The 16,249-nt window shown below is 58.3% G+C and carries 12 protein-coding genes; 5 read left to right on the forward strand and 7 right to left on the reverse strand.

Annotated elements, in window-relative coordinates; all coding sequences use genetic code 11:
• Positions 1-110 precede the first annotated feature (110 nt).
• Positions 111-1,649, reverse strand: coding sequence for a leucyl aminopeptidase (locus CRD13_RS09990; RefSeq protein WP_083296886.1), 1,539 nt, complete (start codon positions 1,647-1,649; stop codon positions 111-113).
• A 222-nt stretch (positions 1,650-1,871) separates the two neighbouring features.
• On the opposite strand from CRD13_RS09990, the gene CRD13_RS09995 reads away from it, so the two are divergent.
• Both CRD13_RS09995 and CRD13_RS10000 read left to right on the forward strand, forming a co-directional pair.
• The gene (locus CRD13_RS09995; protein WP_147721802.1) at positions 1,872-2,987 is read left to right on the forward strand and encodes a branched-chain amino acid aminotransferase; all 1,116 of its coding nucleotides are present in this window, start codon (positions 1,872-1,874) and stop codon (positions 2,985-2,987) included.
• A 489-nt stretch (positions 2,988-3,476) separates the two neighbouring features.
• A complete protein-coding gene (locus CRD13_RS10000) occupies positions 3,477-5,354 on the forward strand; it encodes a VWA domain-containing protein (RefSeq protein ID WP_070566889.1) in 1,878 nt (625 codons plus the stop codon).
• A 585-nt stretch (positions 5,355-5,939) separates the two neighbouring features.
• On the opposite strand, the gene CRD13_RS10005 is transcribed toward CRD13_RS10000, so the two are convergent.
• The 4 genes from CRD13_RS10005 to CRD13_RS10020 all read right to left on the reverse strand — a co-directional run bounded on the left by CRD13_RS10005 (position 5,940) and on the right by CRD13_RS10020 (position 9,328).
• A complete protein-coding gene (locus CRD13_RS10005; protein ID WP_049170224.1) occupies positions 5,940-6,812 on the reverse strand; it encodes an adenosylcobinamide-GDP ribazoletransferase in 873 nt (290 codons plus the stop codon).
• A gap of 5 nt (positions 6,813-6,817) precedes the next feature.
• Positions 6,818-7,855 (reverse strand): nicotinate-nucleotide--dimethylbenzimidazole phosphoribosyltransferase, encoded by a 1,038-nt coding sequence (gene cobT / locus CRD13_RS10010; protein WP_049170226.1) that lies wholly within the window; start codon positions 7,853-7,855, stop codon positions 6,818-6,820.
• Between the two features lie 102 nt (positions 7,856-7,957).
• Positions 7,958-8,551 (reverse strand): bifunctional adenosylcobinamide kinase/adenosylcobinamide-phosphate guanylyltransferase, encoded by a 594-nt coding sequence (locus CRD13_RS10015; protein WP_049170228.1) that lies wholly within the window; start codon positions 8,549-8,551, stop codon positions 7,958-7,960.
• A 12-nt stretch (positions 8,552-8,563) separates the two neighbouring features.
• Positions 8,564-9,328: a DUF3043 domain-containing protein gene (locus CRD13_RS10020; RefSeq protein WP_049170231.1), complete on the reverse strand. Its 765-nt coding sequence runs from the start codon at positions 9,326-9,328 to the stop codon at positions 8,564-8,566.
• 314 nt (positions 9,329-9,642) lie between these two features.
• Between CRD13_RS10020 and CRD13_RS10025 the strand changes: the two genes are divergently transcribed.
• Entirely contained in the window at positions 9,643-9,984 is a 342-nt protein-coding gene (locus CRD13_RS10025; protein WP_005512007.1) for an iron-sulfur cluster assembly accessory protein, read from the forward strand.
• Positions 9,985-10,170: 186 nt separating this feature from the next.
• Here CRD13_RS10025 and asnB read toward each other — a convergent pair whose 3' ends face one another.
• Positions 10,171-12,096 (reverse strand): asparagine synthase (glutamine-hydrolyzing), encoded by a 1,926-nt coding sequence (asnB, locus tag CRD13_RS10030; protein ID WP_187401570.1) that lies wholly within the window; start codon positions 12,094-12,096, stop codon positions 10,171-10,173.
• Between the two features lie 498 nt (positions 12,097-12,594).
• On the opposite strand from asnB, the gene CRD13_RS10035 reads away from it, so the two are divergent.
• Both CRD13_RS10035 and CRD13_RS10040 read left to right on the forward strand, forming a co-directional pair.
• The gene (locus CRD13_RS10035; RefSeq protein ID WP_049170235.1) at positions 12,595-13,770 is read left to right on the forward strand and encodes a cytochrome c oxidase subunit II; all 1,176 of its coding nucleotides are present in this window, start codon (positions 12,595-12,597) and stop codon (positions 13,768-13,770) included.
• 35 nt (positions 13,771-13,805) lie between these two features.
• Positions 13,806-14,252 (forward strand): cytochrome c oxidase subunit 4, encoded by a 447-nt coding sequence (locus CRD13_RS10040; RefSeq protein WP_070652755.1) that lies wholly within the window; start codon positions 13,806-13,808, stop codon positions 14,250-14,252.
• Positions 14,253-14,411: 159 nt separating this feature from the next.
• Here the strand turns inward: CRD13_RS10040 and CRD13_RS10045 are convergent, their stop codons facing one another.
• Entirely contained in the window at positions 14,412-16,139 is a 1,728-nt protein-coding gene (locus tag CRD13_RS10045; RefSeq protein WP_070827218.1) for an ABC-F family ATP-binding cassette domain-containing protein, read from the reverse strand.
• Positions 16,140-16,249 lie beyond the last annotated feature (110 nt).

The following is a 16,249-nucleotide window of genomic DNA, read 5'->3' on the forward strand; positions in this document are numbered from 1 at the left end:
CAGGTTGAAAACTCTGCTTGCCCCGTGGGCTGCGCCCGCTTTCGACTGGTGCTTGGAATAGCTCATTCCAGCCATGATTCCAGCCGGGCGGGACGCAGTCGGATGACCGGCTACTTCGTTGCCAAATCCTCAATCACAGAGAACATCGTCCGAACCGGAACACCAGTGCCCCGCTTCGGGGTATAACCATACTCCCCGGTGGTGTTGAAGGCCGGACCGGCAACGTCGATGTGAACCCATTCAACATCCTCGCCAACGAATTCGCGCAGGTATGCAGCTGCAACGCTCATGCCACCAAAGCGAGAGTTCGTGACATTCCGCAGGTCAGCTACCGGCGACTTCAGGGCCTCTGCTAGCTCAACTGGAATCGGCATTGCCCAACCATTTTCACCAATGCTCTGAGACAGCTCTGCAACACGGTCACGGAACTCGTCGTTACCCAGGACACCCGGGGTGCGCTCGCCAAGAGCGACTAGCTGCGCACCGGTCAGGGTGGCGGTGTCAATCAGGTGAGTCGGATTGTCTTCGCAGGCGCGGACAATGGCATCTGCGAGTACGAGGCGGCCCTCTGCGTCGGTATTCAGAATCTCAATGGTCTTACCGCCGTACTGTGTGATGACATCGCCCGGACGGTACGCCTTACCGCCCGGCATGTTCTCCGCCATTGGAACGGTTGCGGTCACTGGGGTGGATACGCCTAGGCGAGCAGCCAGGACGACTGTGGCAATAACAGCCGCAGCGCCGCCCATATCGGAGATCATGTTCTCCATGCTGGCGCCCGGCTTCAGCGAAATACCGCCAGTATCAAAGGTGATGCCCTTACCGACCAGGCCCAGCGAATTCTCTGCCGACTCATCGCCCTTCCAGATCAGGCGCACCAGGCGCGGCCCGCGCGAGGATCCACCACCCACGGCATTGAGGCCTCCGAAACCGCCGGCGCGCAGAGCGTCGTCGTCAAGCACCTCGACCTCGAGCCCCGCGTCACGGCCCAGCGCTGCAGCAGCGTCAGCAAACGTCTCGGGGTAGAGGTGCGACGATGCTGTATTGACGAAGTCACGCGCGGTGGCAACGGCATCTACAATTGCCGAAGCGCGCTTTACGACGTCGTCATCAGCGCCCAACACAACCACCTTCTGGGTGGCCTCGTTGCTTTCTTCGTCGCTCTTCTGACCGGAGTAAGCGTAAGCGCCCAGCGCAAAGCCCTCGGCTGCAGCCTGCGGATCGATGGCGCCGAGAGTGTTAAAGACCACCTTGGCCTTGGTCATACGGCGCGCAGCGGCGCCGCAGGCACGGCGGATGTCCTCGGCATCCAGGTCCTCAGAACCCACGCCAACGCCCGTGACACTGTCGACATCCAGGCCAGCAGGAGCCGGGATGGTGGTCACGGACTCGGCCTTAGCGCTGGCGGAGACTGCCTCAAAGGAGGCGAGCAGCTGCTCTGCAACCGAACCGATGGCCTCGGGTGCGACCAGCTCGAGGCCATCCTCGCCGTCGATAAGCGCGACGAGGACCGCGTCGGCGTCCGCGGGCAGAGAGTTGTCGGCAGCGATGACCACGCGAGTGCCGATAGCCGGCAGGTAATTGGACAAAACAGCGGCGTTGCGAGAAGCGCCGAGCTGTGCCGAATCATTGTTAGCGGGGACTGACATGTAGTTGCATCTCCTTGTAGTCGTACTATGTGGTACACCACCGTATCCCTATTTGCCGGTTCGTGTCCTTCACCCCTGGACAGCGGACTGACGAGCCAGCGCCACGACTATTGGAATGTACCCGCGCCTAGTGCCCGCGACGCTGACATTGCCCTGACTAACACGGTCTTTCGGGGGCGAGTATTGATACGACTCGATCCTCGACGGTTTAGGATGAAAGACATGTCTGCTTTGGAATTTGCAATCGAACGTAACCCGAATCCACTCTCTGATGCCGAGCGCGAGGAGATTTTGGCCAACCCTGGTTTCGGTAAGCACTTCACCGACCACATGGTCCGAATTGACTGGACTGCAGACAAAGGCTGGCATGGCGCCAAGCTGCAGGCATACGGTTCGATTGAAATGCAGCCGTCTTCTTCGGTCCTGCATTACGGGCAGTCGATTTTTGAGGGACTGAAGGCGTATCGCATGCCGGATGGTTCCATTGTTACTTTCCGCCCGGAGCAGAACGCTCGTCGCTTCCAGCGCTCCGCTGACCGCATTGCAATGCCGCAGCTGCCGGAGGAGACCTTCCTCGAGGCAATTCGCCTGCTGGTTGAAGCCGATGCAGCATGGGTGCCGCCAGCTGGTGGCGAAGAATCCCTGTACCTGCGTCCAATCATGTTCTCCACCGAGAGCACCCTGGGCGTGCACCCGTCGAACTCTTACACCTTCCTGCTCATCGCTTCACCTGCTGGCGCGTACTTCTCCGGTGGTATTAACCCGGTGACCGTGTGGATCTCCCACGAGTACGTGCGTGCCGCGCCGGGCGGCACCGGTGCTGCGAAGTTCGCAGGTAACTATGCAGCTTCGCTGGCGGCTCAGCAGCAGGCAGAGGAAAAGGGCTGCGACCAGGTTGTGTGGCTGGACGCTGTCGAGCGCAAGTACATCGAGGAGATGGGCGGCATGAACCTGGCGTTTATCTACCCGGATGAGAATGCTGAGGCTGGTGTTCGGCTGGTGACTCCAGAGCTGTCTGGTTCGCTGCTGCCGGGCATTACTCGGGCATCGCTGCTGCAGGCTGCTCAGGATCTGGGCATGAATGTCGAGGAGCGTCGCATTTCCACCGAGGAATGGAAGAATGATGCCACCTCCGGTGTTATGAGCGAGGCATTCGCCTGCGGTACTGCTGCAGTCATCACCCCGGTCGGTTTTGTGAAGTCCGCTGAGGGCGAGTTTGAGGTCAACGGCGGCGAGACGGGCGAGTGGACTATGAAGCTGCGCGAGCGGCTGACCGGTATCCAGCACGGCGAGGTTGAGGATACCCACGGTTGGATTTACAAGCTCGTTGAGGCTTAGTTTCGGCGTAGGTCGGCTAAGAAAAATTTAATAGTGGTTACTAGAATTAGTACTTTCGCAGCCCCTGTTTAGTATTCGCTGGTCAGGGGCTGCGTTTTTGCTTTGCTGGTTCCCCAACGGCTGTGCGATTTTCTCATGGTTCATGAATTGTTCAGATGGCATTTGTTTAGCCGTTAAAAACATCTCTAGCGTGACCGGGGTCACTGTGAAAAACTACCAACACGATTGATTTTTGTAGTTGGGAAAACAGTTTGAGGCGCTGTGATGGTGGTAGTTCAAGACTTTTTTAAAGATAGTTTTTCGTCAAGTAGTTCAAAGCGCCTAAGGGTAACCATCGTTGTCACTCTGTTGTTGGCTGCGTGGACGATTGGGTTTAGTGCGATTCCGGCTCCGGTGGCGGCAGCCCAAGATTCGCCTTCGCCGTCCGGGGTGGAACGGCCCGCTCCTACGGGCGAAGGGGGTACGGGCGAAGCAAAAGCAGAGCTAATCATGGATCTGTCTGGTTCGATGCTTGCCGACGACGCCGGAGGCACCCGCCTCGATGCGGCAAAGCGCGCATCCACGGAGCTGATTGACTCCCTCCCGGATGATGCGCTGCTTGGCATGCTGGTTTATGGCCAGCGCGAATCCAGTGATGAATCCAACCGCGAACGTGGTTGCCAGGACATCGAGGTGCTGTCGCCTGTCCAAAAGGTCGACAAAGAAGGCCTGAAGAGCAGGATTGCCGGGTTGGAAGCTCAGGGCTACACGCCGATCGGCAATGCACTGCGTAAGGCGGCTGATGAGCTTGGCCCAGACGGTGAGCGGTCAATTATTTTGGTCTCTGACGGTATCGACACCTGCGCGCCGCCACCGGTGTGTGAGGTTGCGAAGGAACTGGCAGGGCAGGGTGTTGGCCTGACGATTCACACAGTGGGCTTCAAGGTCGATGAAGAAGCTCGCGCTGAGCTGGAGTGTGTTGCGCAGGTATCCGGTGGACAGAGCATGACTGCGGACGATGCTACCCAGCTTGCAGACCACATGAAGTTCTTGACTCAGCGGTCAGTGCAGGGCTACGAAACCACGGGTACTCCTTTCGAGTTCTCCGAGACTAAGGAAGGCGCGAAATGGCTCGGCGAGGGCAAGTACCAGACGACGCTGGTGCCAGAGGTTGCTCAACACGATCGCACCCCGCTCTACTACCGAATCGCAGTGCCGAAGGGACACAACGCGATTGTTACCTCAAAGGTGTTAGCGAATATCGATGCTGAGGGTAAGGGCCAGCAGGATGTCCGAACTGAAGTTGACGAAATCATCAATGAAACTGGCGGAAAATGCCAGGACGACGGTCGTATGGGGTCGCTGACTGGCGCCGAAGCTAGTGCCGATTCGTGGACTCCAACTTCGGCTGATGCAAGCATTCTTGCATGGGATAGTGACCGCATCGAATCCAGTTGCGATCAAACCAAGTGGCTCGTCGCAAATAACGTGTGGGTCTATGACGGTGATTCAGTAGCGGACTATCGTGATGAACCGGTGAAGGTCGAGGTTAGCGTCCAGTTTGAGCCAGTCCTGAAGAAGCAGGATGCTGGCAAGCTAAATGAGGGGCGGTCTTCTTCGACCGGCGACAAAGCCTACAAAAAGGCCACTTTTGGAGAGGCCAAGCCCGTAAACGGTGGCAATAACGCAGCCCAAGCGCCGGAAGTTAAATCTGGGGATACCATCTCTGACACAATCGTGCCCGGTGAACAGAAGTTCTACAAGATCCCTGTCGAGTGGGGTCAGCGACCAGTGATTGCTGCCCGCACTGGAAATTCGGAGCGCGATAATGCCGATTCCATGGGAGTTGCCCTGCTGAATCCGTTCGAGGTTTCCGTTGCGGATGGAACAATGCACTTTTATCAGGATTCCGAGGACCTGAACTTGTCAACAGATCGTCCGGTCGAATACAACAACCGAGAATCTAATGTTGGAGGACGACCTGTAGCCAACGCCGGCTACTACTACGCGACTGTCCGAATGGCTAACTATCGCCCGGATGAAGAGGTCAGTGGCATCGATCAGCCGTTCCAGCTCGCATTCCTCCTGGACAACAAGCCAACTAAGGGGCCTGACTGGCGACCGACTGACAAGAACGGCCCGACTCCATCCGATAAGCCGATTCTGGCCAAGGGAGAGTCGGAACAGGAAACGTCAAAGGACTCGTCAGAAGATGCGTCGAATGAATCTGACTCCTCGGATACGGATTCTCAGGCATCCGCATCCTCGTCGGACATGGAAGATGAGGGCATGAGCCCGTTGGTCATTGGCACCGTTGTAGCAGTGGTCGCCGTGTTTATCGGCATTGCCGGCGCAATCGTCTACCAGAACAAGAAGCGCAAGGAGTAGACAAACCGTAAGATCAGGAAGTTCCTGAGCAGGGGGGGGGCAGGGTGGGGAAGGCAGCAAAATTGTGTCCGCTTGGCGTATCGCTGGCGGGCACATTTTTTGCTACTTAGCCGCAAGAACTGACAACTCCAAGAATTATGGGCTGCAGATGTGAAACTGTGTGAGTTTATGACACTTTCAAGCCATTTTTCGGACCATTTTTGACATAAACGCAGTCAGTAACTCGCATTGGCCCGCCGTCGCTAACATAACCGCAGTCACTAGCCCCCCACTGAACCCAAACCCCACTGAACCCAAACCCCACTGAACCCAAACCTGGGAGTGTTATCCCAACAAAGAAAAGCGCGTCCCGTGCATTGCTGCGGTGGGACGCGCTTTTTTAATTAGCTGGGAGGCTAGAAGGTGTGCTCGTTCTTGGCGCCCCGGCAAACGGTCGGCGCAAAATAATTTGGGCGAGCCCCGAAACGAGCCTCCTGTACTCCGCCTTCCCGGCGGTGTGCCCTCAGAATACGTCCGCGTCAAAGCGACCGTCAATAGTTCTTTTTAAAGAAAACCCCAACGGGGGCAATGCGCGCATTTTCCCTGCTAGAACCCTATGGCAAGTGCCACGGCACAGACAGCGCACGCTATCTCAATGACTGCACCAAACACGTCGCCGTTGACTCCGCCAAACCTCTTCACGCAATGCCGCGTCAGCAGCAGTGTAACGCCAAAGCTCAGTGCACAAGCGACTACGCCCACGAGCCCAACCACCCAGCCCGACACAGCGAGCAGCAGTATCCACCAGCAGGTCACCGTGACTGTGGACTGAGTACCGGCAGTCAGAGAGCCGAAGCCGCTGTTCGAAAAAGGCGGAAAGCCGCGCCAGCAGGCAGTCGTTGCTGCCGCGCGAGAGGCTACAAAAGGCAAGCACAGCGCAACCACACCAGGCCACATCTGACCAGCAGACCACTGCGACAGCACACTAGCCACAATCACGGCAAAAGCAGTCGTCGTCGTCAACATCGTCAGCACGATGGAGCCCACGCCCATTGGGCCGGTGCTCGGATCGCGCAGCACCTCCCGCGCCCCCTCCGGCGGCTTATACGAGCCGAGGGCATCCGCCACATCCGCCAGCCCATCCAGGTGCATCGCGCGGGTCAACATCTGTGCCGCCACCATAATCAGGGTGCCGCCGAGGATCGGGGTGACGTCGTAAAGCGTGGGCGTGCCTGACGACGACGTTGCGAACAGCGCCGCCGTGATGAGAACTGCACCCGCGGCAGGAACGAGCCCAGCTACTGGCAGTGCAGCGATGGCGCGGCGGCCGGTGATGCGGTCGAACACGCTCGCGCCTTTGAAAGGCAGGACAGTGAGCCAGGACAGGGCAGTGGTGATGGCCTCAGCGACGGCATTGCCGTGAGCGGAGGGATCACCGTCGAGGTTGTCCTGGTGAGACGGGCCGGCTTTGTCGGACAAGTCGATTAGTCCTTGGTGCTTACGCCTGCGTCGGCGAAGGTAGCCATGTTGCGCAGGACGGATACGCCGGACTTGACCAGCGGTAGGGCAGCGACGGCGCCGGAGCCTTCGCCAAGACGCATCCCGTATTCGAGAAGTGGTTCCTTATCCAGGTGTCGAAGGGCAAGCGCGTGCGCGGGCTCTGCCGACTTGTGGCCGGCGACCCACCAATCGCGGGCGCCCGGAGCGAGCTGGTCAGCCAGCAGAGCAGCGGATGTGACAACCACGCCGTCCAAAATCACAGGAGTGCGACGCACCGCTGCCTGAGCCAAGAATGCGGCCATCACAGTCATATCCGGCGAGGAAATACGACGGAGCACCTCAACCGGGTCATTGCGCAGGCGACGCACGCGGAACATGGCATCGCGCACGGCAGCGACCTTGAGCTTCCAGCCCTCGTCATCAATACCAGTGCCTCGGCCGACGACGACAACTGGTTCGGAGTTGGTCACGGCACCAATCAGCGCTGCGGCTGGAGTAGTGTTTCCGATGCCCAGGTCGCCGGCAATGAGCAGGTCAGCTCCTTCATCAACGGCGGCGTCGGCAATAGCGACGCCCGTGCGGATGGCCTTATCGACCTCCTCCTCGCTCATCGCATCCTCGCGGTCGATAGAACCGCAGCTGCGACGGATACGGTATGGCCCTTCGGCATCGTGGTCGAGGGAAATGTCTACACCGGTAACTGTGGCTCCCGCGATGTCAGCGATAGCGTTCACGCCGGCACCCTTTTCCTCGATGTTGGCAAGCATCTGGATAGACACCTCGGACGGGTACGCGGACACCCCGCCCTGGGCAATACCGTGGTCACCAGCGAAGACATAAACACGACAATCGTCCAGGTCATGCGGAGGGCATTCTCCCTGGCACGCCGAAATCCAAATGCCGAGTTCTTCCAACCGGCCGAGTGAGCCTGCGGGTTTAGTCAACTGCTCATGGCGCGCGCGGGCGGCCTGTTCAGTCTCTTCGTCAGGGCGCGCTACCGGTCCAAAATAATCCGCGTTCATACTCTCAAACGCTACCCGAAAATGATTTGTGTACCGACCATTGGTACACAGTTATTCGCATTGCTGGGAAGACTGTCATAGGAGGAGGGGCGTGGAGTGAATCTAGCTCGCCGCCTTGACTTCCATAGGGCAGCCCGCCACAACTAAGACAACACGATCACAGACAGCTGCGAGCTGCTGGTTGAGAAGGCCAATTTCATCACGGAAAAGCCGCCCTGAGCGGTGCTCGGGAATGACACCGAAGCCCACTTCGGGTGACACAATGAACAGGTCGGAATCTGCGGGGAAGTTGCGCACGGCGTCGACAAGCGAGTGCGTCCACGGCGCGACGCTGCCCCTCGGTGCCTCCCACAGCCCCTGCGCATCGATGATGTGCGTCAGCCAGGTGCCGACATCGTCGAGCAACATGCGCCGCCCCGGCCCAGCGAGTGCATCCACCGCATCGACGTCATCAACCGTGTGCCAGGCCACTCCGTGCTCTTGTGCCTGTGCTTGACGACGAATGCGGTGCTCCTCGACCCTGGAGTGAAAGTCACTATCACCGGGGAAAGGCCGTGCAGTTGCGATGTAGTGCAACACTGCTGAGGCTGCGGCATCTGAGGCACCGTCGGTCGAGACTGCGGCGGTGGCCAGCAGCTCGTGCTCAGCCCATGAGGACTTGCCTGAGCGGGCGCCACCGAGAACCAGAGTGCGCATGGCAGATGGAGGCTACTTGATCTCGTCGCCGATGTTGACCTGCGGACGCGGAGTACGCAGACGACGCGGCTGAGAAGCGCGGGAGTAAGCGTAGAAGCCCAGCCCCCAGGCTCCCTCGGTGGTCTTCGGGAAGCGCTCACGCGTCAGCTTGATGGCGCGGCGGCCGATGTAGATACCCTCGATAATCAGGGCGATGATGAGAACCATCGCGATGAGAGATGCGATGTTGGCCAGCTTTGGCAGGGAAGTGCCAATCATCATAATCAGCAGCAGAATCAGCGCGAACGGGAGGAACACGTTAGCGAGGAAGCGACGGGAATCAACCCAGTCGCGGACAAACTTGCGCTCAGCGCCCTGGTCACGCGGCAGCATGTAGCGCGGATCGCCGGCGGCCATACGCTCGTCGGCAATGCGACGCTGCTCACGTCGCTCTGCTCGCTCGCGTGCCTTGGCGGCCTTGAGCTCTTCCTTGGACATGGAGGCCTTAAGTTCCTTGCGGCGTTGGCGAGCTTCCTTAGCGGTCAGCGGTGCCTCGACCGGGCCACGGCGGATGCCGCGTTCGCGCTCAACCTCGTTGCGCTTCGGGGTGGGGCGCCCCTTCTTCGGAGTAAAAGCACCGCTGTGCTTCTTCTCGGGCTGCTGAGACTCCGAAGCGGTGCCCTTGGCGCCGCTGGATGCGGTCGCGTCGGTGGCTACGTCTCCGGCGTTGGTTGCGTCAGCTTTAGTTGCGTCAGCTGCCTTGGACTTTTTGTCATTCTTTTTCCACGGTAGATTCACGACCCCAGATTATAAGGTCTCCAAGGTGCTTCCCTAATTAGGTTGCAGGTTGAGGGCCAGGGTTCCGGGGCAAGGGCGTGGTTTTTGGGGTGGCCGCAGCGTGGGGTGGGAGGGGAGAGAGTGCGGTTGTGGCGTGGGAAGCCGTGGTGCGGTTGCGAGGTGGCGGCAAGAAGAGACTTCAGAAAAAGAGAAAGAAAAAGAGAACCCAGAATTGGGAATTAAAGACTGGTCGGTAAGGTTGTGATAAATAATGACGTAGCCGACCTTGGGGTCGACTCGCATACTTAAACACTTCAACAAGGAGGACACGCGCTATGACTACTGCTCAGAGCACTGGCGTTACCCTGACCGAAGCTGCGGCTGCCAAGGCAAAGGCACTTCTGGACCAAGAAGGTGCTACCGACCTGGCACTGCGTATTTCCGTGGCTCCGGGCGGCTGCGCCGGCCTGCGCTACCAGCTCTACTTCGATGACCGCAGCCTCGACGGCGATGTCGCCGAGGTTTTCGGTGGTGTCAAGCTGGTTGTTGATCGCCAGTCGGTTCCGTACCTGTCCGGTGCCACTATCGACTTCGCTGACACCATTGAGCAGCAGGGCTTCACCATCGATAATCCGAATGCCACCGGCTCCTGTGCTTGCGGTGACTCCTTCAACTAAGTCATTAGCTGAGCAGAGCTGTTAGTAGACGCTGTAAAAAGCGTCGGATAGCAAAAGGCTCGGACCTCACTCTTGTTAATTGAGTGAGGTCCGAGCCTTTTCTTTTGGTTGCGCCGGCTATGGTGGCAGCCTGCCGGGGCAGGATGGGGTTGAGGCGCGGGAACCGTCGTAAAGCGAACTAGCGAACTAGATCTCGACGGGGTAGTCGCGCTGCTCGATGTCCGGAGTGATGCGGTCTTCGATGAAGATGCCGTGCCAGACCATGAAGGCCAGGATGGTCCAGAGGCGGCGGGAGTGGTCGCGCTCGGTTGGGTGGTGCTCGGCGAGCATCTTGAGCACGGCGTCCTTATTAATGAACTCATCAGTCTGGGACTCGCGGATGATGTCCTCGGCCCAACCGTGCAGTTCGTCGCCTGCCAGCCAGTGGCGAATCGGCACCGGGAAGCCCAGTTTGCGGCGGTTGAGAACGTGCTCCGGAACAATCTGCTCCATGGCGCGACGCAGTGCGTACTTGGTGGTGCCGTGAGAGACACGCATGTCCACCGGCAGCGTCTGTGCAACGTCGAAGACCACACGGTCGAGGAACGGCACGCGCAGCTCCAGGGAGTTGGCCATGGTGATCTTGTCGGCCTTGACCAGAATGTCGCCACGCAACCAGGTGAACAGATCCAAGTGCTGCATCCGGGTCACCGGGTCCCAGCCTTCAGACTGCGCGTAAATCGGTGCCGTGACATCGCTGTGGTCCCATTCCTGCTTGGCCCACGGCAGGACTTCCTGCAGCTGCTCAAAGTTAAAGGAACGAGCATTGCCGTAGTAGCGCTGCTCCAGCGGAGTAGTGCCTCGCTGCAGCAGCGACTTGCCACGCATGCCTTCTGGCAGAGCTTCTCCGACCTTAGCCAGACCACGCAGCAGGGGAGAGGGAACCTTGTCGAACGGTTTCAGCGACAGCGGCTCCTTATAAATGGTGTAACCACCAAAGAGCTCATCTGCGCCCTCACCGGACAGTACGACCTTAACGTGCTTACGAGCCTCTGCAGCCACGAAGTACAGCGGCACCAGTGCAGGGTCAGCTACCGGGTCATCGAGGTACCACATAATCTTCGGAATCGCCCCGGCGAACTCCTCCGGCGAGACGACCTTCACAATGTGCTCGACGCCAATGGCGGCGGCGGACTCGGCAGCCACATCGACCTCGGAGAAGCCCTCGCGCTCGAAGCCGGTGGTAAACGTCAGCAGGTTCGGGTTGTGGCGCTTAGCCAAAGTTGCAATCGCAGTGGAGTCGATACCGCCCGACAGGAACGAGCCCACCGTGACGTCGGCACGCATATGCTTCTCGACGCTGTCCTCCAGCGCACGGGCAATGCGGTCAAAAACGTCCTGCTCAGCGCCCTTAGTCACTGGCTGAATCGGGAAATCTGGCTTGAAGTAGCGGGTCTGCTTAACTTCGCCACCAGGCGTAACGATGGCAGTGCAACCCGACTCCAGACGAACAATGTCGGTGTGCAGCGACTCCGGCTCCGGCACGTACTGCAGATCGACGTAGTGCTCCAGTGCGCGCTTATTCAGCTTCTTCGCATCGATGCCCATCTCCGGCGCGGCCTCGAGCAGGGACTTCTTCTCAGAACCGAAAATCGTGCCGCGCTCGGTGGTGGCGTAGTAGAGAGGCTTAATGCCGAACGGATCGCGCGCCAGGAAAAGCTTGCGCTCGACGCTGTCCCAAATAGCAATGCCGAACATGCCGCGCAAGTGCTTTACGACGTCGGCTCCCCAGTGGTGGAACCCAACGACGATAGGTTCGCCATCGCCGGAGGTATTAAAGGCGTAACCTTCCTTCTCCAGCTGCTCGCGAAGTTCGACGAAATTGTAGATTTCGCCGTTGAAGGTCATGGAGTACCGATTCGGCTGATTTTCTGGTCCCCACTGCAGCGGCTGGTGGCTGTGAGCAATATCAATAATGGATAGGCGGTTGAAGCCGAAAACTGCGTCCTCATCGTGCCACGTGCCTGCATCGTCAGGACCGCGGTGCCGCATGCAGGGCAGAGCCCTTTCGACAACGGGAACGAGCTCCGCTGCGTCAGAATTTGCAGTCAGGATTCCGAGAAGACCACACATGCTTCGTGCGCGCACCTTTCAGTTAGTGTCACTTAGTGGATTTTGACGGCTTCGTAGCTAGAGGCTCAGCGCGACTGACTGTCGTCTGAACCGGTGGCCATGAAGAACCGCCGCGTGGCTGAGTAGTTGGGTTGAACCCCAGATTGGCGCCACATAGAAATGCTGCACCTACTTTAATGCCTTTTGGGGAAAAGGGAGAATGTCTTAGCTCGCCGTGTCTGGCCTCGGCGCGGGGTTATGCGGAACGGTGTGGGCGTCAGCTCGTGGCGCAAACACTAAAAAATTCATAGACTTGGGAGCGGCAACAGGGTGTAACTGGTGAGAATGCCACCCCCGATAGGCGGGTCTTTCTCAGTATTTTATTAGGGCAGATATACTCAAAGGCACCCCACAGCCATATTTATTGTGGAGAAAGCTTAAGAATCGACTACTCTGCTTGGGTAGGACGAAACCTTAATCGGTTATCGAAAATTGTGTGGATCAGGAAGGCAGACACACGTGAATCAGCGTAGAAAGTTCGGAGTCGCCCGTAAGCTCGGCGTCCTCGGCGTTGCCGCCGGTAGCGCAGCCTTGCTTGCCGGCTGTGATGTTAATCCTCCGGAGAACGGCTTCTTCAAGCTGCTCCGCTTTGGTTGGCCGGAAGGTGTTACCCCGGAAGCGCAGTCCATGGGTAACTTCTGGGTTTGGACCTGGGTTGCAGCTTGGATTATCGGCATCATTGTTTGGGGTTTCACCTTTTACTCGATGGCAAACTTCACAGCCAAGAAGGCTGAGAAGAAGGGCAAGGGCGAGTTCCCGCGCCAGACTGCATACAACGTTCCGGTTGAGTTGTCTCTGACTATTCTGCCGATTCTGATCGTGATGGCTCTGTTCTTCTTCACCGTTCAGACGCAGGACAAGGTGACTGCCCTGGATAAGGATCCGGAGGTCACTGTCGACGTCACCGGTTTCCAGTGGAACTGGAAGTTCGGTTACGCCAACATTTCCGCTGACCTGATGGGCGGCGAGGAATACAACGGTCGTATTGAGAAGCCGGCTGATGAGCAGTTCTTCACCGAGGGCGGCCACGAGGTTCCGTCCGCTGAGGATCGCGCAAAGCAGAAGGAGTACCCGGTTCACGGTCGCTCCAAGGAGAGCCTCGACTACCTCCACTATGACGAGATTGAGACCCTCGGTACCACCGAAGAGGTTCCGGTCCTCGTTGTTCCGGAAGACACTGCAATCCAGTTCGACCTCGCGTCCGCTGACGTGATTCACTCCTTCTGGGTTCCGGAGTTCCTCTTCAAGCGTGACGTGTTCCCGCACCCGGAGGCCAACAAGTCCAACCGTATCTTCCAGATTGAGAAGATCGACTCGGAGAAGATGGCTAACCGCCCGGAGGACAACCCGAGCGACAAGGTCAAGAACGCATTCGTCGGCCGTTGTGCTGAGATGTGTGGTACTTACCACGCAATGATGAACTTCGAGATTCGTGCTGTCTCCCGCGAGGCATTCACCGAGTACATCAAGTTCCGCCAGGAGAACCCAGAAGCTACTAACGCTGATGCTCTGAAGCACATCGGTGAGCCGGCATTCGCAGTCTCCACTTCGCCGTTCAACTCCGGTCGTGTCGACACCCGCGACATGGGTGACCGTGGTGCTAACACCATTGACCTGAACGCGACCGCCAAGTAAACCCAGCAAGATTCTTACCTAAAGGAAGTTCTCAAATGAAGTCTGCAGCAAAGCTCTTCTACGGACTTACCGTGTTCCTGGGGGTCATGGCTGTCGTCTACATCTTCGGCACTCAGTACCTTCAGGACACCGGTAACGTCATCAACGAAAGCCATGGTCGCCTCGAGTGGGCTGGCGCAACCGGCCTGGTCCTCGCAGCTCTGATGACTCTGATGCTCGGTGGATACTTCCACTTCACTGAGCGCCGCTCCGACATCACCCCGGCTGACTTCGAAGAGGCAGAGATTGCCGACGGTGCAGGTACCCTCGGTTTCTTCTCCGCTAGCTCGATCTGGCCGTTCGTGATGACCATGGGCATCCTGCTCCTGGGCTACGGCATCGCATTCATGGCCTACTGGCTGATTGTCCTTGGCGCGGTAATCCTGATCGTCTCCAGCACCAAACTCAACACTCAGTACATCACTCCGCCGGAGAAGCACTAGTCCGAGTGCAATCAGACTGAACCACAGTCGTAGATAACCGAAAAGTCTCTCCCACTAACAACGGTGTTAGTGGGAGAGACTTTTTTGTTTGGACGAGTTGGGGATCCTAACTGGTGTTACCTCGCCGGTTAGGATCTGTAGTCAATATATGATTCCGCATCAGGCGAATTCGATGGGTTTCTGCCCCTTAGGTAGTTCGATGACCTCACCGTCAGTCACCTGCAGATGACGCGCTTCGAGCGAGTTGATCATGCGGTGATCGTGGGTAATCACAATAATTGTGCCCTCTGCAGATGCGATCGCGTCTTGGACCTGCTCGATCAGATCCACACTCAGGTGGTTCGTAGGCTCGTCGAGCAGCAAGATCTCCGGCGGGTTGGCTACGACCAACGCTAACGCCACCCGGCGCTGCTGGCCGATGGAGAGGCTTCCTACCGGTCGATTGGCATCCTCAGGGCTAAGCAATCCAAAGTCGTCGAGAGGCACGCGGGCATAGGGCGCAAGGTCGTACAACTCACGGGCGGACTTCTTTGGGTTTTCCCAGTCTTGTTCCTGAGCCAGCATGGCTACTCGACAGTTCTCGCCGATACGCACCTCGCCAGCCTGCGTCTCAACTTGCCCCATGATCGTCTTAAACAAAGTAGATTTGCCGGCCCCATTAGGGCCGGTGATCACGACCTTGTCTCCGGGACGAATAGTCAGTGAACCAACCCGAATTCGATCTGGGACGATCACACCGCGCATCTTGATGTGAAAATCTTCATCGCTGCCCGAAGCAGCGCGCTTGGTCGGTAAGGGTGCGGTCAACGGGGCATCAAAGCCCAGTAGTGCCGGTGGACGCTCCACACCTTCCTCAATGAGTTCCTCCAGCCGTTGCTTAGCCGAACGCACGCGGCGGGCGATTTGCCGCTCTACACGACCGCCACGGCGGTCATAAGCCATCTTGTTATTGTCCGTCATTTCCCGACCCGGTGAGACCTCACGAGCGCCATTCTCGATGGTGTCTTCCAACCGATTGCGTTCATGCTCCTCCGAGCGCCACTGGTGCTCCCATAGCTCACGCTGGTGGCGACGGTGCTTCGCGTAGTCGGAGTAATTACCACGGAACAGCCCAATACCAGGGCGCCCCGGCACCAAGTCTCCAATTACAGTACAAACGGCATCCAGGAAGTCGCGGTCATGTGTTGCCACCACAACCACTCCAGGGTGGTTCTGGATGGTGTCAATCACGAGCTGGCGACCGCGTTCATCGAGATGGTTGGTGGGCTCGTCGAGAAGCAAAATCTCTGGCTTTCGAATGAGCGTAATCGCGAGCCCCAGCCGCGCCCGCTGCCCGCCGGAAATCTCCGTGGTTAGTTGCTCTGTCAGGGGAGCGCCGTCCGGAGCAGTACCGGTCAGGCCGAGATGGTCGAGCACAATCTCCGCATTATGTTCGGCGTTCCAGTCATCGTGAGCCATGACGTCCGAGAAGGCCTTCGAATACGCCTTCTCTGCCGCCTCAGACTCATCTGGGGTCTTTGCTAAGGCCATCGCCTCAGCTGCTTCTTCTAGCTCCGCTAAACGACGTTTCGAGGGGCCGAGGGCCTCATCGATAAGCATTTGCACCGTGGAGTCGAAAGGCGCTTCCAGCTCCTGAGAGCCGAGGACACGCGTGCCAATATGAGTCACCGTACCGCTCGTGGGCCGACGACGACCAGATAGTAGCCAAAGAAGTGTGGACTTGCCGGCTCCGTTGTCTCCAACCAGACCGAGGACATCGCCGTCGGAAAGCGTGAGCGAGACATCGCGCAGAACAGGCGTGGCCTCGTAGTCGAAATTGACACCGTTGGCGACAAGCTGTGTGGCGTTGTTCGAAAGATCGGTGGTGGGGGAGGGACTGGTAGACATATGTCCATTTTAGTACTGGTAAACAGCAGATTTGGTATCCGACGTATGTTGGGTCAAGGCGAGGTCGGAAGAATCTGGGTAACAAAAACCACCCCGGTCGACATCCGAAG

The sequence above is a fragment of the Corynebacterium sp. LK26 genome, assembly GCF_014335085.1.
Taxonomy (GTDB): domain Bacteria; phylum Actinomycetota; class Actinomycetes; order Mycobacteriales; family Mycobacteriaceae; genus Corynebacterium; species Corynebacterium jeikeium_D.